At 39.6% G+C, this 18,488-nt stretch carries 19 protein-coding genes; 3 read left to right on the top strand and 16 right to left on the bottom strand.

What is annotated here, in order from left to right; translation table 11 throughout:
• Nucleotides 1-168: 168 nt before the first annotated feature.
• Complete coding sequence (locus ACSQ7D_RS00805; protein WP_264852452.1) at nucleotides 169-1,797, top strand: acyl-CoA carboxylase subunit beta; 1,629 nt, start codon at nucleotides 169-171, stop codon at nucleotides 1,795-1,797.
• Between the two features lie 75 nt (nucleotides 1,798-1,872).
• Here the strand turns inward: ACSQ7D_RS00805 and ruvB are convergent, their stop codons facing one another.
• The 15 genes from ruvB to ACSQ7D_RS00730 all read right to left on the bottom strand — a co-directional run bounded on the left by ruvB (nucleotide 1,873) and on the right by ACSQ7D_RS00730 (nucleotide 15,250).
• On the bottom strand, nucleotides 1,873-2,898 hold the full coding sequence (gene ruvB, locus ACSQ7D_RS00800; protein WP_009418380.1) for a Holliday junction branch migration DNA helicase RuvB: 1,026 nt from the start codon (nucleotides 2,896-2,898) through the stop codon (nucleotides 1,873-1,875).
• Between the two features lie 38 nt (nucleotides 2,899-2,936).
• Nucleotides 2,937-4,097, bottom strand: coding sequence for a pseudouridine synthase (locus ACSQ7D_RS00795; protein ID WP_437135024.1), 1,161 nt, complete (start codon nucleotides 4,095-4,097; stop codon nucleotides 2,937-2,939).
• Between the two features lie 40 nt (nucleotides 4,098-4,137).
• Entirely contained in the window at nucleotides 4,138-5,001 is an 864-nt protein-coding gene (gene atpG, locus ACSQ7D_RS00790) for an ATP synthase F1 subunit gamma (RefSeq protein WP_437135023.1), read from the bottom strand.
• Between the two features lie 36 nt (nucleotides 5,002-5,037).
• Nucleotides 5,038-5,751, bottom strand: a complete 714-nt coding sequence (locus tag ACSQ7D_RS00785) for a DUF1266 domain-containing protein (RefSeq protein WP_308765788.1) — start codon at nucleotides 5,749-5,751, stop codon at nucleotides 5,038-5,040.
• Nucleotides 5,752-5,780: 29 nt separating this feature from the next.
• Nucleotides 5,781-7,361, bottom strand: a complete 1,581-nt coding sequence (gene atpA, locus ACSQ7D_RS00780) for a F0F1 ATP synthase subunit alpha (protein ID WP_437135022.1) — start codon at nucleotides 7,359-7,361, stop codon at nucleotides 5,781-5,783.
• 97 nt (nucleotides 7,362-7,458) lie between these two features.
• Nucleotides 7,459-8,007, bottom strand: coding sequence for an ATP synthase F1 subunit delta (atpH, locus tag ACSQ7D_RS00775; RefSeq protein WP_002671462.1), 549 nt, complete (start codon nucleotides 8,005-8,007; stop codon nucleotides 7,459-7,461).
• 8 nt (nucleotides 8,008-8,015) lie between these two features.
• Nucleotides 8,016-8,507: a F0F1 ATP synthase subunit B gene (locus tag ACSQ7D_RS00770; RefSeq protein WP_002671464.1), complete on the bottom strand. Its 492-nt coding sequence runs from the start codon at nucleotides 8,505-8,507 to the stop codon at nucleotides 8,016-8,018.
• Nucleotides 8,508-8,662: 155 nt separating this feature from the next.
• Complete coding sequence (gene atpE / locus ACSQ7D_RS00765) at nucleotides 8,663-8,863, bottom strand: ATP synthase F0 subunit C (RefSeq protein WP_002671466.1); 201 nt, start codon at nucleotides 8,861-8,863, stop codon at nucleotides 8,663-8,665.
• A 61-nt stretch (nucleotides 8,864-8,924) separates the two neighbouring features.
• Nucleotides 8,925-9,992: a F0F1 ATP synthase subunit A gene (gene atpB / locus ACSQ7D_RS00760; RefSeq protein WP_437135021.1), complete on the bottom strand. Its 1,068-nt coding sequence runs from the start codon at nucleotides 9,990-9,992 to the stop codon at nucleotides 8,925-8,927.
• Nucleotides 9,993-10,154: 162 nt separating this feature from the next.
• Nucleotides 10,155-10,673, bottom strand: a complete 519-nt coding sequence (locus ACSQ7D_RS00755) for an adenine phosphoribosyltransferase (RefSeq protein ID WP_437135020.1) — start codon at nucleotides 10,671-10,673, stop codon at nucleotides 10,155-10,157.
• Nucleotides 10,674-10,688: 15 nt separating this feature from the next.
• Nucleotides 10,689-11,621: a citrulline utilization hydrolase CtlX gene (ctlX, locus tag ACSQ7D_RS00750; RefSeq protein WP_437135019.1), complete on the bottom strand. Its 933-nt coding sequence runs from the start codon at nucleotides 11,619-11,621 to the stop codon at nucleotides 10,689-10,691.
• Nucleotides 11,622-11,762: 141 nt separating this feature from the next.
• Nucleotides 11,763-11,948: a hypothetical protein gene (locus ACSQ7D_RS00745; RefSeq protein ID WP_437135018.1), complete on the bottom strand. Its 186-nt coding sequence runs from the start codon at nucleotides 11,946-11,948 to the stop codon at nucleotides 11,763-11,765.
• A gap of 308 nt (nucleotides 11,949-12,256) precedes the next feature.
• Entirely contained in the window at nucleotides 12,257-12,634 is a 378-nt protein-coding gene (locus tag ACSQ7D_RS00740; RefSeq protein WP_264854656.1) for a RidA family protein, read from the bottom strand.
• Between the two features lie 21 nt (nucleotides 12,635-12,655).
• Entirely contained in the window at nucleotides 12,656-14,365 is a 1,710-nt protein-coding gene (locus tag ACSQ7D_RS00735; RefSeq protein ID WP_009411915.1) for a M23 family metallopeptidase, read from the bottom strand.
• A 177-nt stretch (nucleotides 14,366-14,542) separates the two neighbouring features.
• Complete coding sequence (locus ACSQ7D_RS00730; RefSeq protein ID WP_437135017.1) at nucleotides 14,543-15,250, bottom strand: metal-dependent hydrolase; 708 nt, start codon at nucleotides 15,248-15,250, stop codon at nucleotides 14,543-14,545.
• A gap of 158 nt (nucleotides 15,251-15,408) precedes the next feature.
• On the opposite strand from ACSQ7D_RS00730, the gene tsaD reads away from it, so the two are divergent.
• A complete protein-coding gene (gene tsaD, locus ACSQ7D_RS00725) occupies nucleotides 15,409-16,425 on the top strand; it encodes a tRNA (adenosine(37)-N6)-threonylcarbamoyltransferase complex transferase subunit TsaD (RefSeq protein ID WP_437135016.1) in 1,017 nt (338 codons plus the stop codon).
• Between the two features lie 90 nt (nucleotides 16,426-16,515).
• Here tsaD and ACSQ7D_RS00720 read toward each other — a convergent pair whose 3' ends face one another.
• A complete protein-coding gene (locus ACSQ7D_RS00720; protein ID WP_437135015.1) occupies nucleotides 16,516-17,160 on the bottom strand; it encodes a hypothetical protein in 645 nt (214 codons plus the stop codon).
• 98 nt (nucleotides 17,161-17,258) lie between these two features.
• Between ACSQ7D_RS00720 and ACSQ7D_RS00715 the strand changes: the two genes are divergently transcribed.
• A complete protein-coding gene (locus tag ACSQ7D_RS00715) occupies nucleotides 17,259-18,437 on the top strand; it encodes an aminopeptidase C (RefSeq protein ID WP_437135014.1) in 1,179 nt (392 codons plus the stop codon).
• Nucleotides 18,438-18,488: the final 51 nt, after the last annotated feature.

Below are 18,488 nucleotides of genomic sequence, written 5' to 3'. Positions count from 1 at the left end.
GAGATTGTAGCAACGCAAAAGTGATTGAAAAGTACTACCTTGTTATATTGAACTGATGTAAAAATACAAAAGGTCTATACGATTCATTTTCTGTATTATTTTCTTACTTATCATTCATCATTTGTAATTCATAATTATTTCCTACCTTTGCACCCTCATAACATTACAATGGACATTCAATTCAATACAAACGAAGATTACAATAAATTAGCCCTTAGTCAGCTACGCAAACGCTTGAAAAAAGTAAAAGAAGGCGGGGGCAAAAAGAACCTCGAAAAGCTTCACAGTCAAGGTAAACTTTCGGCTCGTGAACGCATAGAGTATCTGTTAGACAACGATAAACCCCAAATAGAAATAGGCGCTTTTGCCGGTGAGGGAATGTACGAAGAACACGGCGGTTGCCCCTCGGCTGGTGTAGTGGTGGTGATAGGCTATGTAGCTGGTAAACAATGCGTAGTAGTAGCTAATGACGCTACTGTAAAGGCGGGAGCGTGGTTTCCTATTACTGCCAAAAAAAACCTACGCGCTCAAGAAATTGCGATGGAGAATCGATTACCTATCATCTATTTGGTGGATAGTGCAGGGGTGTACTTGCCTTTGCAGGACGAGATTTTCCCCGATAAGGAACACTTTGGTCGCATCTTTCGCAACAACGCCCTGATGAGTAGTATGGGCATCACTCAAATAGCCGTAGTAATGGGCAGTTGTGTGGCGGGTGGGGCTTACCTACCAATAATGAGCGATGAGGCACTGATAGTAGATAAAACGGGCAGTATTTTTTTGGCAGGTAGCTATTTAGTGAAGGCAGCGATAGGCGAAAACATCGACAATGAAACCTTAGGTGGGGCAACTACCCATTGCGAAATTAGCGGGGTAACCGACTACAAGGCAACCGATGATAAAGACGCTCTTGACCGTGTACGCCGTACAATGGCTAAACTCGCCGATGCCGAAAAAGCGGGCTTTAACCGCATTGAAGCTCATAAACCGCTGAAAGACCCTAACGAAATTTACGGTATCCTGCCTAAATTGCGTACAGAGCCTTATGATATGAAGGAAATTATCCTTCGATTAGTAGACAATTCAGAATTTGACGAATATAAAGAAGGGTACGGACAAACTATTCTCACGGGCTATGCGCGTATTGAGGGTTGGGCAGTAGGCATTGTTGCCAACCAGCGCAAAGTGGTAAAAACTAAGAAAGGGGAAATGCAGTTTGGAGGAGTAATCTACTCGGATAGTGCCGACAAGGCGACCCGCTTTATAGCCAATTGCAACCAAAAGAAAATTCCCTTGCTCTTCTTGCAAGATGTTACGGGCTTTATGGTAGGCTCCAAATCAGAGCACGGAGGGATTATCAAAGATGGGGCTAAACTTGTGAATGCTGTTGCTAATTCGGTAGTGCCTAAATTTACGATCGTGATAGGCAACTCGTATGGGGCTGGTAACTACGCAATGTGCGGTAAGGCTTACGACCCACGTCTTATCGTATCGTGGCACAGTGGAAACATTTCGGTAATGGGAGGTACGCAAGCTGCTAAAGTACTCTTGCAGATAGAAACTGCCAACCTAAGGAAAAAAGGAGAGGAACTTACCCCTGAAAAAGAAGCCGTGCTTTTTGCTCATATCAAAGAGCAATACGACGAGCAAATATCACCTTACTACGCCGCTGCTCGCCTTTGGACTGATGCTATTATCGACCCATTAGAAACCCGCCAATGGATAGCAATGGGTATAGAAGCTGCCAACAACGCCCCTATTGAAAGAGCGTTTAATTTGGGTGTGATACAAGTATAAAATAGATAAGCAATAAAAAATCCCTTAAAGTATGATGTTACTTTAAGGGATTTTTTCTATCTAATTGTTATTTGTTTAATCAAACAAAGTGCCTTGCCTTGCAGGATTCACTCTACCTAAGTGTTTATAAGCTAAATCGGTTACTTCGCGTCCGCGGGGAGTACGTACAATGAAGCCTTCTTGAATGAGGAAGGGTTCATACACCTCTTCAATAGTTTCAGCACTTTCGGATACGGCAGTTGCCAAAGTGGTAATTCCCACAGGTCCTCCTTTGAACTTATCAATAAGGGTTGAAAGAATTTTGTTGTCCATCTCGTCTAATCCGTGAGCATCTACATTTAAGGCTTTGAGTCCGAAACGGGTAATAGCAATATTTATTTCACCATTACCTTTTATCTGAGCAAAGTCACGAATACGGCGCAAAAGAGCATTGGCAATACGTGGGGTACCTCTACTTCTGCTCGCTAATTCTATAGCAGCTTCCATAGAAATCGGTACTTTAAGGATAGAAGCACTGCGCTGAACGATATCTGCCAAAAGTTCGGTAGAATAATACTGCAATCGACTTTGAATACCAAAACGTGCACGCATAGGAGCCGTAAGTAAACCTGAACGGGTAGTTGCCCCTATAAGCGTAAATGGATTGAGGTTAATTTGCACTGTGCGGGCGTTGGGGCCTGATTCTATCATTATATCAATCTTGTAGTCCTCCATAGCCGAGTAAAGATACTCTTCTACTACTGGACTCAAGCGGTGTATCTCATCGATGAAAAGTACATCACGCTCTTGCAAATTAGTGAGTAGTCCTGCTAGATCACCAGGTTTATCAAGCACGGGACCTGAAGTAATTTTGATACCTACACCCAATTCGTTAGCTAAAATATGAGCGAGGGTAGTCTTTCCAAGTCCAGGAGGTCCGTGAAAAAGGGTATGGTCGAGTGCTTCGTGACGCATATTAGCAGCTTTTACGAATACTTTTAGGTTTTCTAAAACTGCTTCTTGCCCTGCAAAATCATCAAACGACAAAGGGCGTAAGGCTCTTTCTATATCGAGTTCTTGCGCCGAATAATTTTCTTTATTTGGGTCTAAGTTTTTATTCAAGCTTTTAGGATTTAGGTAATATGAGTTAGGAGATTGAATCACTTCATATTGCGAAGGTTGATTACTTCTTGCTGAGTGAGACGACGCCAATGACCACGAGGTAAATCTTTTTTAGTAAGCCCAGCAAATACTACACGGTCGAGTTTTTCTACTTGATAGCCCAAGTGTTCAAAAATACGACGTACAATACGATTGCGACCACTGTGAATTTTGATGCCTATTTCATTCTTAGGTTTGTCGTTCACATAGCTGATTTCATCTACTTCAATAAGACCATCTTCTAACTCTAATCCGTCTTGTACCTTCATAAAGTCTTTGTAGTCGAGTTTGCGGTCGAGAATTACGTGGTATATTTTGCGCACACCGTGAGTGGGGTGAGTGAGTTTTTTGGTAAGCTCTCCATCATTGGTAAGCAATAACAAACCTGTAGTAGCTCTGTCTAAACGACCTACAGGCAAGATGCGTACATTGGTAGCATTTGCGACCAAATCCATTACAGTTTTGCGTCCTTTCTCATCGTTGGTAGTGGTGATAAAACCTTTGGGTTTGTTGAGCAAGATGTATTCTTTCTTTTCAGAAGAAAGGAGTTTTCCATCAAAACGCACTTCATCAGTAGGCTTTACGCGATAGCCAAGCGTGGTCATTACTTCACCATTCACCGTTACATTACCTGCCGAAATATACATATCGGCATTACGGCGTGAGCAGATACCAGCATCGGCAATATATTTGTTCAAACGCACTTCAGCTGGAGTGGTAGTAGGGTAGTCTATAGGAGCGTTGTTTTGAGGTTTGTAGGTATTGTTATAAGGTTTTTTGTTGAAAGGTTTTTTATAATTATCGTTTCGGTTATAACCTTCATTATGGTTGTAGTTGTTTGGTTTACTATATCCCTCGTTCTTTTTGAAGTTAGGATTGTAAGATTTTCTATTTTCGGAGTTGTAACCATTGTTACTATTGTTGTAACGATTGCCACCGTTATTTTCATAACGATTACCGCTATTATTTTCATAGCGGTTACCGCTGTTGTTATAACTGCGTCCTTCGTTCTGTCCGTAAGTTTTCTTTTTGAATGAACTATTGCCGTTGTTGTTGCGATTGTTACCGCTGTTGTAAGAAGAATTGTAAGGCTTTTTCTCTGAATTCCCATTAGAGGAATAGCTATTCTTCTTGTAGTTGTTAAATCTTTTGTTTTCCATATAAATTAAATCTCTCTATTATATATCCCGACGCATTACATTATGCTAAGGCTTCTGAACCTCCTACGATTTCTATAATCTCACCGGTAATAGTAGCCTGACGGGCTTTGTTGTAGGTGAGTATGAGTTCGTTCTTAAGGTCTTGAGCATTGTCGGTAGCTTTGTGCATAGCTGTCATACGAGCACCGTGCTCAGCAGCTACTGAGTCGCGTAAGGCTTTGAAAATTTCTGTTTTTAGCGAACGCGGAATGAGTTCTTCTACAATTTCTTGCTTAGAAGGCTCATAAATATAATTTGTGTTTAGTTCTTTGCCTTTTGCTTTAGTAGTTATAGGCTGAATAGGCAAAAATGTTTCTTCCGTAAGAATTTGAGTAGCTGCATTCTTAAAGCTGTTGTACACCAATACTATCTGGTCATATTTACCCGAAGTGTACAATTCCATTAGTTCTTCAGCCAAAGCAGCAGCTGTAGCAAAAGTGAGCTTATCGAAAATCTCGCTGTTATGAGCTATAATATTGTCGTATTTTTTCAACACATCATTGCCTTTTTTACCTATGGTGTAGAGTTGTACCTGCTTGTCTTTATAGGTAGTTTGTTCTAACTCTAACGCTTTTTTAATCACGCTGGCATTGAACGCCCCGCAGAGTCCTCTATTGGAGGTGATAAGTACCAAAAGTACTTTTTTTACTTCTCCTTTGCGCGGGTTATAAACATTCTCGTCACCCAAGGCAGCACTAAGATGTTCTAATAACTGCTTGAGTTTATAAGCATAAGGTTTCATCGCTACAATAGCATCTTGAGCCTTTTTCAGTTTGGCTGCCGATACCATTTTCATCGCTGCTGTGATTTGCATCGTTGAACTTACCGATGAAATTCTGCTTCGTATTTCTTTTAAATTCGCCATTTTATCAATTAACAGTTAGCAATTTTATCATTGCTGTTAAAAAGAATACCTCTGATAAACATCTATTCCTTCTATCTTCCTTAATGAAGGTGATTTGCTATGGAATAGCTGAGAGGTTAGAATAATAAGGTTTTCCAAATCAAAACCCTGAATAGTACGTCCTAAAAGGAAAGATATGGTATATTCTTGCCAATTCTTGCCTTGTTCTTTTGCTGTATCGGATACTTTTTGCAATATATCCCACATTTCAGTTTCAGTGATATATTGGCACCAATAACACCATTTAGCCAAAGAAGCTGCTCTACACAAATCCCACGCATAAGCCGATTTTACTGCCTCTACTTGTGCTAATTCTATTCCCAAACCTTTGGCTATTTGTTTCTGTATTTTGCTAAGCTCGGGTGAGGTTTGCGTTAGCAGATGTCGGAACTGTAACGAACGTTTCTCTGCCAATAAGTTACTTATAGTTTCTTTAGCAGATGCTGTATCTGTTATTTCCCATTGTCGACGTAATCCTTTCTGATATGTTTCTAATATTTCAGTAGGTATCAGGTTTAGTAGATTTTCACCACGGTAATACGTTAGTATCGCCCCAAAAGTAAGCAATCGTATCTGTTCCTCTGTTAAAGGGTTTTGATTGATGTGCCCTATTTGTTTTTGCAAATGTTTTTTTGTATAAACTTTGTTTACATAAATCTTTAGCGCAAATAAAAAGACGGCTCCAATAATTACCCATATAATAACACTCATAAGAATAAATGTTTAAAAAGATGTATTTACTATTTTGCGTATTTTTCACTCAAATCTTTCGCTACTTTTTCGAGAGTAGCTGTAATCTCATCGGTGAGTTTGCCAGCTTTTAGCTCGTCTAAAATATCACGGTGCGATACATTGAGGAACTCTAAATATTCTCTCTCAAACTCTTTTATCTTGTCCACAGGCACTTGTCTCAATAAGTTTTTAGAACCTGCATAGATAATCGCAATTTGGTTTTCTACGGGGTAAGGGTCGTTTTGTGGTTGTTTTAAGATTTCCACATTGCGTTTTCCTTTTTCGATAACCCCCATAGTAGCTGCATCGAGGTCAGAGCCGAATTTGGCGAAAGCTTCGAGTTCGCGGTATTGTGCTTGGTCTAACTTGAGGGTACCCGCTACTTTTTTCATCGATTTAATCTGTGCTGAACCTCCCACACGCGATACCGAAATACCAACGTTGATGGCTGGACGTACCCCTGAGTTGAACAAATCAGACTCCAAGAATATCTGTCCGTCAGTAATAGAAATCACGTTAGTAGGGATATAGGCTGATACGTCACCCGCTTGAGTTTCGATGATTGGCAAAGCAGTGAGAGAACCTCCCCCTTTTACGAGTGGTGCAATGCTTTCGGGTAGGTCGTTCATCTGGCGTGCGATAGTATCATCATTAATTACTTTGGCAGCGCGCTCTAATAAGCGAGAGTGCAAGTAGAACACATCACCAGGGTAAGCCTCACGTCCAGGTGGACGGCGTAATAGAAGTGATACTTCACGGTAAGCTACCGCTTGTTTAGAAAGGTCGTCGTAGATAATAAGAGCTGGGCGACCTGTATCACGGAAGTATTCCCCAATAGCAGCTCCTGCGAAAGGTGCATATACCTGCATAGGAGCAGGATCGGAAGCATTAGCCGCTACAATGGTAGTATAAGCCAAAGCACCTGCATCTTCTAAGGTTTTAGTGATACCTGCTACGGTAGAAGCTTTCTGACCAATAGCCACATAGATGCAATATACTGGTTTGTCCGCATCGTAGAACTCTTTTTGGTTGAGGATAGTGTCGATACACACGGTAGTTTTCCCCGTTTGTCGGTCACCAATCACTAACTCACGTTGTCCGCGACCGATAGGAATCATTGCGTCGATAGCCTTGATACCTGTTTGTAGAGGTTCGTTTACAGGCTGACGGAAGATTACCCCAGGGGCTTTGCGTTCCAACGGCATTTCGTATAGCTTGCCGGTAATAGGTCCTTTTCCATCAATAGGTTGTCCTAAGGTATTTACCACACGCCCTACAATGCCTTCACCTACATTGATAGAAGCAATAAGCCCTGTACGTTTTATGGTATCCCCTTCTTTAATATCGGTAGAGGGACCTAAGAGAGTAATCCCCACGTTGTCTTCTTCGAGGTTGAGGACAATCCCTTGTAGTCCGTTGTCAAATTTTACTAATTCACCGTATTGTGCATTCGATAGCCCGAAGATACGCGCAATACCGTCTCCCACTTGTAATACCGTTCCTACTTCTTCTAAAGAAGCATTGGCGTCGAAGTGAGCTAATTGTTCTTTTAAAATTGCTGAAATTTCAGCGGCTTTTATTTCTGCCATTTTTTCAGTTTTTATTTCTTAGTTGTTAGTTTTTAGTTGTCAGTCTTATTTATATCAATCTTTAAACAATTCTTTCTCCTTACCTTTTGTTTCTTACTTACAGAAACAGTTTCTCTTGAAACTCTTGTTGTAATCTGCTAAGTTTATGCGCTACACTGGCGTTGTATTGCACATCATCTACACGAAGAATAAAACCCCCAATAATATTTTTATCTACCTTGTTCTCAAGGGTAACATTTTTATTTTTAGTAAGCATCATTACCTTTTCGAGTATCTCTTTGCGGGTAGCTTCATTAAGCGGAGTTGCCGTAGTTACTACTGCTGTTTTGTTATGCTTATAATCGTTGTACAATACAACAAACTTCTCGGCTACTGCTCCGAGTATTGGCAAGCGTCGGTTCTGAATAAGCAAATCGAACAAACGTTGCGTTTCAGGAGTAACCATTGTAAATATTTCAGTAAGGACATTCTTCTTTACCGTTGTTTTCACAATAGGCGAAATGAGCATACGCTCCAAGTCCTTATTCATTTTTATCGTTTTATCTATCAAGGTCATATCAGCGAAAACCCCTTCTAATGCATTTTGTAGAAGAGCGTATTCCAAGAGTGCCTTGGCATATCTATTTGCTACTCTCAATCCGTACATAACCTATTTTAGTTTAACGTAACACCTTTTAGATAATCGTTGATGAGGGCAGTTTGTTTCTTCTCGTCTGAGAGTTCGCTCATCATCACTTTCTGAGCCATTTCAACAGAAAGAGCTGCCACTTGGTCTTTCAGCTGTGCCAAGGCTACTTTCTTCTCACTGTCAATCGCTTGTTGCGCTTGTTTGATAAGTTTTTCGCCTTCGCGTTGTGCTTCTTCTTTGGCTTCTGTTACGATTTTATCTTTAACATCTCTTGCCTCTTTCAAAATTACATCTCTCTCGGCACGTGCTTCAGCTAAAAGACGCTCATTATCGGCTTTGAGATTTGCCATTTGTTTTTGAGCTTCTTCAGCAGCTTCCAAAGCCTTATTGATAGAGTCTTCGCGTTGCTTTACCGCATTCATTATGGGCTTCCAAGCGTATTTTGCTAAGAGGAAAAGCAATATCAGAAATATGAGAGTATTCCAGAATAATAAACTTTCGGGGTGTGCTAAATTCATTTCTTTAGTTGTTATTTAGTCTTTAATAATATGATTATTTTATTCTCTTTTGTGTCCCTTTATGTAGGGATAAAAGGCTATTCACCATTAGTGGCATACGCCCTAATTTTATAAAACCGTTGTGCAACCAACCGTTGCACAACGGTTTTGTCGTCCTATTTTGCGATGAGTGCTACTACCACAGCAAAAAGGGCTACCCCTTCAATAAGTGCTGCTGCAATAATCATCACAGTTTGAATTTTTGAAGACACTTCGGGTTGGCGTGCTACTCCTTCAACAGCAGAAGCACCAATTTTACCAATACCGATTCCGGCTCCAATGGCTGCTAATCCAGCCCCAATTCCTGCTAAAACCATATATATAAAATTAATTAGTTACTTGTTAATTGTCAATTGTCAATTGTTAATTATCAATTGATTAGTGTTCTTCTTCCACTGCTTGTCCTATAAACAAAGCTGATAACAGTGTAAACACATAGGCTTGCAAAACAGCTACCAATAGCTCCAAGATACAGATAAACAAGGTAAAAACTATCGACACAGGCGATATATACACCGTTCCAAAGATGAAGATGAGTGAAATCAAGCTCAGTACAATGATGTGCCCTGCCGTCATATTGGCAAATAAACGTATCATCAAGGCAAAAGGCTTAGTAAAAACACTCAACATTTCAATAGGTATCATAATTGGTAATATCCAGGTAGGAACTCCTGGGGGAGCAAAAATATGCTTCCAATAGTGTTTGTTACTGCTAAATAAAGTGAGAATAAGGGTAAAGATAGCCAACATACCTGTGAAAAGAATATTGTTAGTTACCGTACCAGCAAAAGGGAAAAACGGAATTAATCCGAAGAGGTTTCCTATCCAAATCAAGAAAAACACAGTAAGCAAATAAGGCATATACCTATTGTAGTACTTTTCACCTATATTAGGAATCGCTATCTCATCGCGCACAAAGAGCACTATAGGTTCTAAAACTCCTGTTAAGCCTTTAGGAGCTTTGGGGTTCTTCTTGTAAGAACGTGCCATATAGGTGAAGATGAGCACCATCAATACCGATACTAAAAGCAATGAAAACACGTTCTTAGTAATAGAAAAGTTTAACGGACGTGTATTGGTTACTTCTCCTTTCTCGTTGAAAGAGAGAGGTGTATCAGCATTTGCGTAGTAAATATCTTCTTTGTAGCGCACAAATCGCTGTCCGTCTTTATCTACTACTACTGTACCTTTGTTGTCGTGATGGAAGGCACTCGATAGGAAAGTCACTAATCCTTTATCAGTATAAAGAATGATAGGCAAGGGTAACGAATAAGTGTGCCCTTTATAATCAAACAAGTGAAAATCGTGTGAATCGTTGATGTGTTCATCAATCAAATCGTTGATTTGAAAGGGTTCTCCTTCCTCATTTTCAGTTGCAAAACCTTGTAGAGGAATGAGTGAGGTTACAAATAAAGTGATATATAGAATGTAATTCTTTACTTTCATTACTTGTTTTGTTTTTATTCGTGCAAATGTAGGAGTTTTTATTTAAGTGGCGAAATTATTTAACACATTTTTTTACTTAATATAATATAACCTACTGAAATACAGAAGTTATATTTTAGCAGTTGAAATTTAGGTTTCGCTCTAATTATTAACTTCTAATTCTTATAAAATGCTATACACAGGGTGTCCTTTGAGTTTCTCCCTGCCGTTCAGAAAATGGAGTTCCATCAAGAAATCTAGTTGTACAATATCGCCACCGAGGCGTTCTACAAGTTTTACTACCGCTTCAGCAGTACCACCAGTAGCGAGGATATCGTCGTGAATAAGGATTTTTTCACCTTTTACAATAGCGTCTACGTGAATTTCCAATACGTCTTGCCCGTACTCCAAATCGTAGGTTTGTGAGAGGGTTTTGTAAGGTAATTTCCCTTTTTTGCGTACCGGTACAAAGCCAGCCCCCAATCGTTGAGCAAGCAACATTCCGAAGAAGAAACCTCTACTTTCCATACCCACTACTTTGTCTATTTTCTGTCCGTGCAGGTTCTCCACCAGCAAGTCGATTACATATTGCCCTGCTTTCACATCCATTAGCAATGGTGTAATATCTTTGAAGATAATTCCCTCTTTAGGAAAATCTTTAATATCTCTAATTTTACTTTTGATATATTCTTTTTTGTCCATTTTTTTACTTGTTACCTAATTACGTGGATTAAACACTTCTGCTAGCATACACCTCGCACTGCCTCCCCCACAAGTCTCAATGGTCTCTAAATTGCTGTGGAGTATCTGGGTATATTTCTCAATCGTCTGTATCTGTTGAGGGGTAAGGGCGTTATAAGCGGTATCACTCATCACCAAATAAGTACTGTTCTTACCCTGCACTTGTAGCATATTGCCTGCGTACTGGCACATCTGTTCAGGGGTGATGCTGATAATCTCCTTCTTATCTTCTTTTAGGTGATGCAAAAGGTTCTTGCGCTCACTCTTGTCGGTGATGGTATCTAAGCACACTATTGCAAAATCTTCGCCTAAAGCCATCATCACATTGGTGTGATAGATAGGCACTTGCTTACCATCTACCTTTTGGTAAGCCTTGAAAATTACAGGCGTATACTCAAAATCTTCACAGAACTCAATAAATAGTTCCTCATCAGCGCGGGGCGAAAGCGCACAATAAGCCTTGCGATGCACGCGGTCGAGCACCATAGCCCCCGTACCTTCCAAGAAGATGTTTTCTTGCTCAGCATCAGTATAGTCATACACATTTTCGATGAGAAAACCTTCTTCCTCTACCTTGTCCAAAATATCCTCACGACGCTCACGACGCCGATTTTCGGCAAACATAGGGTAAATTGCTACGTTGCCATTTTGGTGAAAGGTAATCCAATTGTTCGGAAATACCGAATCAGGAGTGTTTTGCTCGTAAATATCGTCTACGTCAATCACTTTTACTCCTACCTCACGTAGTTTATGCACAAAGGCATCAAACTCTTGTTGCGCTTGGCGATTGATTTCCTCGTTCTTCAAATCCATTTCCTCTTGGAAATAGTTGTTCACAACGGTTTCTTCGTTCATACGGAAGCGCACAGGGCGCACCATTAGTACAGTATTGGTAATTTGTTTTTTCATCAGTAAACAATGGTTAGCACTCAAAGCGACAAAGGTACAAAATAATCAGTAATTAACAATGAAGCAAGAAAAATTATTTTTTCAAAAACGCTACAATTCCGATTTTATCAAGCTCCATTTTAATTTCACCTTACCTCTATTTTATCTTCCTCTTATCTTCACCTTACCTTCGTTCATTGTTCGTCTTTTGTTCGTCTTTTGTTCGTTGTAGAGCCACTGTAGAGCCACTGTAGAGCCACTGTAGACCCACTGTAGAGCCACTGTAGACCCACTCATTGTTCGTTTATCGTTTAAGCCTTGTATAAGCAACCTCCTTAATTTACCCATCTACCCTTGCGATTTCCTCCCTTCATCATTTGTTCAAGTTTCAATTTATCTTTAATTTTTTATCTTTTACTTTTAAAAAATGCTATTACTTGGTATTGTAATATTGGTACTATACTACTGTTGAGAAACACTTTTTTATATACAAATTCCTTCTATCAGATATGGAGAAGAGACATAGTGCTATTAAAAATATTACTAAATACTTAGATGCTATAAAAGTAGCAAAAATAGTTTAACTTGTAGATAGTACTATAAAAAAAGCTGTATAGCGTTTCGCTATACAGCTTTTTTCTCTCTACACAGCATTACTATAATACAGCAATGCAAGAAATCTCTACTTCTACGGATTTAGGTAATTGTGCTACTTGTACGGTTTCGCGTGCAGGTGCTGTTGCTTCGTTGAAATAGCGCGCATATACGCCATTTACTTGTGCAAACTGCCCCATATCGGCTAAGAAAATAGTAGTTTTTACTACATTCTCAAAAGTAGCTCCTGCTTCGGTAAGGATAGCTTTGAGATTTTCCATTACTTGTTTGGTAGCGGCTTCTATGCCTTTCACTACTTCTCCTGTTGAAGGATTTACCGGTATTTGTCCTGATACGTAGAGTGTGTTGCCAGCTTTTACGGCTTGTGTGTAAGGACCAATAGGTGCTGGCGCTTTTTCTGTAAAAATGATATGTTTCATATAGCTATTAGTTATTAGTCGTTAATTGTTAGTCGTTAGTTTTGTAAAGTTAGCTTTCAGAGTTCCTACGTTGCCTACTCTGTCTTTGGCGTTTACAATGAGTTCGTATCTATTGGTTTGAGTAGTATCAATATCGCTGAAATGAAAGGTGAGGCATCGGTTTTTAGGTTCATATTCAAAGAGAATCCACTGCCCATTTAGGGTGGCAGAGCAAGATTCAAATCCGGTAAGATTATCGCTTACTAAAATTTTGAGGGTATTACCTTTCACAATGCCTCCGTTCCTAAAATTCACTGCCTTGAGAGTGGGCGGAATAGTATCCTTACGCAAATAAAACTTTCCTAAGTTACGCGATTTGGCTGTAAACACACCATCTTTATAGACCGTTGGTTCATAGCCCCCGTTCGAACGAGCTATAAATACCTTAGAAGTATCTTCATTGGCATAAGTATCACTTTTGATAGTTACAGTAAAGAACTTTTGAGCAGGAATGAATGAACTACCTACGGTTAAAGTATCCTTAGTGCTAGTAATATTCATCAAATAGTCTTTATAAAAAGTATCTTCGGGAAAGTATACACTTCCGTATTCCATTTCGTAATAATTATCACGAGTAGCAACTACCTGCTTATTGCCTTTAGGTTCTGGTCGAGCTGTTTTTAAGGGCTCTCGTTTGCCTTCTATAGGAATATTGATTTTAGTGGTATTCCCCTTAAAGTCTTCTGCAATAATAGATACGGTGTATTGTTTACCTTCTTCAATAGTAAGATAACCTTTATTAGGCTTTAAGGTAGGATATACTGATTCGAGTTTGTTGTTAGGCAATTTGTACAAAAGCTGTACAAACCCTTTGTGTTGTGCATATCGTTCGTAGTCTATAAGTGCATTAAGATAACGCGTTTCGTCATAGTTTACTTTATCAAAGACAGTTTCTAACTGGGTCTCTCCGTTGAGAAGTAAACTCACCTTGTAAATACCATTGCGATGCATTGTTTCATCTTGACGATCATAGCCCAAAATACCAAAACCTATAGTGCCAATCGCATTAACTTTCTCGGTGAGGTAAGTGCCGTCTATCTGTTTATTTTTATTGAGCTGACGTGGTAACTGAGTGTTATCTATTTGTGCGTCATCACTTAGTGAATAAGCATATACAAGCAATACATCAGGAGGAGTGGTGTCTTGTATTTCTTGAAAACCAAAAAGCAGAGGATTCCAACCGTTATTGTGAATATCGCGTACCTCAAAATGCAAGTGTGGCCCTCTACTTCCGCCCGTATTACCACTGAGAGCTATCCAATCGCCTTTTTTTACGACAAATTGTTTTTCGGGAAGAAGTATATCGATATCATAGCTTTGCTTTTCGTATTGTTTTTGCTTTACATAAGCTTCTATTTCAGGGGCGTACTTTTGTAAATGCCCATAAGTAGTTACATAACCATTGGGGTGAGTAATAAACAACATTTTGCCATAACTGTAAGGACTTACTTTGATACGAGACACATAGCCATCTTCGGCAGCAAACACCTGTAGTCCTTCACGACCTTCGGTTTTTAGGTCGATGCCACCGTGAAAGTGGTTGGGACGCAATTCAGCAAAATTACCTGCGAGCAAAGGTTTAGTGTTGAGAGGCATTGCGACCTGGAAAGACTGAGCTTCTAAGGTAAGAGGTAAGAGGTAAGAGGTAAAAAGTAAAAGATTGGATAATAAGCAGGCGATAAGTTTTTTCATTGTTTCCGTTTAAAATATTTTGCTTTTGTAAAAACGGCGCAAAAGTAAGAATAATTTGTCAATTAGCCAATTTGTAGATTAGTAAATTAGCAAATTTTTGTTAGTGATTAGATATTAGATATGAAAAAACTTTGCCAAAGCTATAGAACTTTGGCAAAGTTCGTGTGATAAGATTTCTTAAAGCGTGCTGATGTTCAAATCCTCTAAATTAAGAGTAGCACCTATTTCTAAGAGGTGTAAGCGACGGTGGTCGTCTTTGAATTTGCGTTTAGCCGCCTCTTTGTCGATTTTAATTACAGGGAAAGTGTCGTAATGCACACCTAATACATTGCCTACTTCTACAAAACCTGCAGCTGTAAGAGCATCGCGTACACCCATTGTATAGTTGTTTCCGATAGGGAAAATACCCAAGTTCACGCGATATTGATGAGGGATAATCTTCATATCGTAATGCAAGGCGGTATCTCCTGAAATGTATATAGTATCATCGTTGTAATCAATCAAGAAACCAGCAGGATTGCCTCCGTAAGAGCCATCAGGGAAGGAGGACGAGTGTTCTGCCTTAATCATCTTTATTTTTACCTTGCCATCTACAAAGCGGTGAGAACCTCCGAGATTCATTGCGTGTCCGCTAAGACCTAATTTCTCAAAATGAGCTAAAATCTCGGGATTAGTAATTAGCTGAGCTCCTGTGCGTTTGGCAATAGCTTCCACATCGGCAATATGGTCGCCGTGGGCGTGAGTGATGAGGATATAATCCGCTTTGATCGTATTGATATCGATATGCGAAGCCAAAGGGTTAGGTGTAATAAATGGGTCGACGAGGAAATGAGTGCCATCAATGTCTATATTCACGCAAGCGTGACCTAAGTAAGTTACTTTCATAGTGTTTTATTTATTTGTTGTTTAAGGCTACAAATGTATAGATAAAAAACGAATAAAGCAAATGAATTTCAGTTTTTATTTTAATGCCCATTCCACAACCAAGTAGAATTTTTAAAATTAGTAAATAATTTTTACTTTTGCATTTTAAACTGAAAAGAATGGAAAATACCTATATATTAGCTATAGAATCTTCTTGCGATGACACTTCTGCCTCAGTGCTTTGCAATGATAAAGTGCTTTCTAATGAGGTGGCAAATCAAGAGGTGCATAAACAATACGGCGGGGTAGTACCCGAATTGGCTTCACGTGCTCACTTGCAAAACATAGTGCCCGTAGTGGCTCAAGCGCTCAAAAAAGCAGGGATAACCAAAGAAGAGCTTTCGGCTATTGCCTTTACAAGAGGGCCTGGTTTAATGGGGTCGTTGCTCGTGGGGACTTCATTTGCTAAATCGATGGCAATGGGGCTAGGTATCCCACTCATTGAAGTGAACCATATGCAGGCACATATTTTGGCACATTTTATAGATGAAGGACAGCCTAAACCCGAGTTCCCTTTTCTCGCAATGACCATCAGCGGGGGGCATACCCAGATTGTGAAGGTAAACAGCTTTTTTGATATGGAAGTATTAGGTGAAACCCTTGACGATGCAGTAGGTGAGGCGTTCGACAAAACCGCTAAAATATTAGGACTTCCTTATCCTGGAGGGCCTCTCATCGATAAATATGCCCAAGAGGGTAACCCCAAAGCCTTTAGTTTTTCTAAACCTAAAATATCTGGTCTCAACTTCAGTTTTTCGGGACTTAAAACAGGTATTCTCTATTTTGTACAGAAAAACACTGAAGAAAATCCTAATTTCATAACTGAGCATTTAGCCGATATTTGTGCTTCAGTACAACACACTATTGTGGAAATACTGATGAGCAAACTCAAAAAAGCTGTAAAAGAAACAGGTATCAAGCAAGTGGCTATTGGGGGAGGGGTATCGGCTAATTCGGGTATTCGCAATGCCCTCACAGCTTTAGGACAGCAGTACGGTTGGCAAACCTTTCTACCTAAATTTCAGTATTGTACCGATAATGCAGCGATGATAGGTATCGTAGGGTATCACAAGTTTTTGGAAAGGAATTTTGTAGCACAAGAAGTAACTGCCCAAGCGCGACTTTCTTTGAGGTAATAGGTAACAAAAAAGCTCATATCTTTATAGGAATCCTCCTATAAAAATATGAGCTAAAAAAAGTAACAAATAAAAATAATTTTCTTCGCTTTAATGGTCTTTTACAATTACGAGTTGTGCTTTCGAGCCTGTTGCTAAATCCCAACGGTTGCGTATAATGGTGTTGCCTTTGTCGTCTAGCACCATAAACTCGGCAGTATTAGGTCCTGATTCTCCTTGGTTGAGCGCTAAAAACTCTACTTTGTTGAAGCCAGGTTTCAATTCTACTTTAAAACCTCTGAACTCTCCAAGGAGAAAAATATCGCGAACTTCTTCTACTCCATTCACATATAAACTCACTCGATCGCCATCAATAGCTGCGAAGTCGCGACAATATACATTTACAAACTTTCCATTATTGGTGAAGTCGCCAAAGAATTGGTCGCCTTTTGGGGCTTCGTAATCTTCCCGTTTATGCTCGTTGAGCACCTCATAATTAGGTTTGAACTCTATTTTACGCTGTACTAAATTACTCTTCCCCGTAAAATCAATGTTTTTTTCAGGCATCTTCATCCAGGGATTATTCTCTTTTTTAGGAGCTACCCGCAGATTGATGGGACTACCCTTGTACTCTATCTCAGGTGATTTTTCCAACGGAATGACTACCTTCTCATCTTTTTTACGTGTTTCAAAAGGTTGAGCTTGAGCTACTAATCCTCCTAACAAAAGTAATATGTACAAGTATAGATGTTTCATATTGTTTGAGCATTTCTTTTTTTATAGCGATAACTATGCCAAATTTGCTCTTTTGCCAATTGTTTTATACTTTTGCGCTTTATTATAAAGTATTTTTTATGAAAAACATTACATTATTTGTAGCGCTGTGTGCTTCTTTTGTGGCAACAGCACAAGACGACCTAATCAAATCGGTAGCAGGAAATCAATCAGCTAATGCTGGATTTCAGTTTACTACCGTTATTAACCTCGAACGCACCGACGTGAAAGACCAAGGTAGCAGTGGAACTTGCTGGAGCTATGCAGGAGCTTCGTTTATAGAAAGTGAGATGAAGCGTATGGGTAAAAAGCCTATTGATCTTGCCGAAATTTACACTGCTCGCAACTGTTATATCGAAAAAGCTAAACAATATGTGCGTATGCACGGCAATTTGGATTACGGACAAGGAGGTGAACTCCACGATGTAATCAATATGTACGCCAAATATGGTGCTGTACCTCAAAATGTTTATACAGGCTTGCACTATGGTACTACTCGCAATGATTTTGGTGAACTGCACGCTATCCTACAAGGCTTTTTAAAAGGAATGATAAGAAATGGTGAAAAGAAGAAAAAACTCACCCCTAACTGGCTACCTGCTTTCACAGCTACCATTGATACCTATTTAGGTGCAGTGCCTGAAAGTTTTATGTATGAAGGTAAAAAGTACACTCCTCAGAGCTTTGCTAAAGAGCGCGTAGGTATCAATCCTGCCGACTATATAGAAATGGTATCGTATGCCGACCAACCTAAATACCAAAACGTATTTATGGCAGTACCCGATAACTGGAGTTTTGATCACGCTTATAATATTGCAATGACTGACCTCACTAAAACTATAGACAACGCTCTTAAAAAAGGTTATACTGTAGCGTGGGCAGCCGATGTGAGTGAGCGTTATTTCAGTTGGAAAAACGGAGTGGCTTTTGTGCCCGAAAAAGAAGTGAGTGAGATGAGTAATGATGAAATATTGCATCTTTTTTCTAATCCACCTGCTGCCGAAAGAACTATTACCCCCGAGATGCGCCAGCGAGATTTTGATAACTATCAAACCACCGATGATCACGCAATGCACATCGTAGGGCTTGCCAAAGACCAAAACGGACGTGAGTACTACATCGTGAAAAACTCTTGGGGCTTGCGCAACGACTATGAGGGCTACTTGTATGTAACTAAAGCCTTTGTAGAGTTTAAAACTACTGCAATTATGCTTCATAAAGCAGGAGTACCGAAAGAGGTACTTTCAGGTAAGAAATAAGAAGTTAATACTAAAAAATGTTCATTATTTATTGCTAATTAATAAATTCTT

It is taken from the genome of Capnocytophaga sp. G1920 (genome assembly GCF_051417515.1).
This window is presented reverse-complemented; position numbering and strand designations above follow the sequence as displayed.

Excerpts from the sequence above, each read along its gene's own strand:
- atpB (WP_437135021.1), bottom strand. The coding sequence starts at position 9,992 with ATGAAAGTAAAGAATTACATTCTATATATCACTTTATTTGTAACCTCA.
- ctlX (WP_437135019.1), bottom strand. The coding sequence starts at position 11,621 with ATGAAAAAACAAATTACCAATACTGTACTAATGGTGCGCCCTGTGCGC.
- ACSQ7D_RS00770 (WP_002671464.1), bottom strand. The coding sequence starts at position 8,507 with ATGAATTTAGCACACCCCGAAAGTTTATTATTCTGGAATACTCTCATA.
- ACSQ7D_RS00745 (WP_437135018.1), bottom strand. The coding sequence starts at position 11,948 with ATGGGTAAATTAAGGAGGTTGCTTATACAAGGCTTAAACGATAAACGA.
- atpG (WP_437135023.1), bottom strand. The coding sequence starts at position 5,001 with ATGGCGAATTTAAAAGAAATACGAAGCAGAATTTCATCGGTAAGTTCA.
- ACSQ7D_RS00805 (WP_264852452.1), top strand. The coding sequence starts at position 169 with ATGGACATTCAATTCAATACAAACGAAGATTACAATAAATTAGCCCTT.
- ACSQ7D_RS00720 (WP_437135015.1), bottom strand. The coding sequence starts at position 17,160 with ATGAAACATCTATACTTGTACATATTACTTTTGTTAGGAGGATTAGTA.
- ACSQ7D_RS00715 (WP_437135014.1), top strand. The coding sequence starts at position 17,259 with ATGAAAAACATTACATTATTTGTAGCGCTGTGTGCTTCTTTTGTGGCA.
- ACSQ7D_RS00755 (WP_437135020.1), bottom strand. The coding sequence starts at position 10,673 with ATGGACAAAAAAGAATATATCAAAAGTAAAATTAGAGATATTAAAGAT.
- ACSQ7D_RS00795 (WP_437135024.1), bottom strand. The coding sequence starts at position 4,097 with ATGGAAAACAAAAGATTTAACAACTACAAGAAGAATAGCTATTCCTCT.
- atpA (WP_437135022.1), bottom strand. The coding sequence starts at position 7,361 with ATGGCAGAAATAAAAGCCGCTGAAATTTCAGCAATTTTAAAAGAACAA.
- ACSQ7D_RS00740 (WP_264854656.1), bottom strand. The coding sequence starts at position 12,634 with ATGAAACATATCATTTTTACAGAAAAAGCGCCAGCACCTATTGGTCCT.
- ACSQ7D_RS00785 (WP_308765788.1), bottom strand. The coding sequence starts at position 5,751 with ATGAGTGTTATTATATGGGTAATTATTGGAGCCGTCTTTTTATTTGCG.
- ACSQ7D_RS00735 (WP_009411915.1), bottom strand. The coding sequence starts at position 14,365 with ATGAAAAAACTTATCGCCTGCTTATTATCCAATCTTTTACTTTTTACC.
- atpH (WP_002671462.1), bottom strand. The coding sequence starts at position 8,007 with ATGTACGGATTGAGAGTAGCAAATAGATATGCCAAGGCACTCTTGGAA.
- tsaD (WP_437135016.1), top strand. The coding sequence starts at position 15,409 with ATGGAAAATACCTATATATTAGCTATAGAATCTTCTTGCGATGACACT.
- ACSQ7D_RS00730 (WP_437135017.1), bottom strand. The coding sequence starts at position 15,250 with ATGAAAGTAACTTACTTAGGTCACGCTTGCGTGAATATAGACATTGAT.
- atpE (WP_002671466.1), bottom strand. The coding sequence starts at position 8,863 with ATGGTTTTAGCAGGAATTGGGGCTGGATTAGCAGCCATTGGAGCCGGA.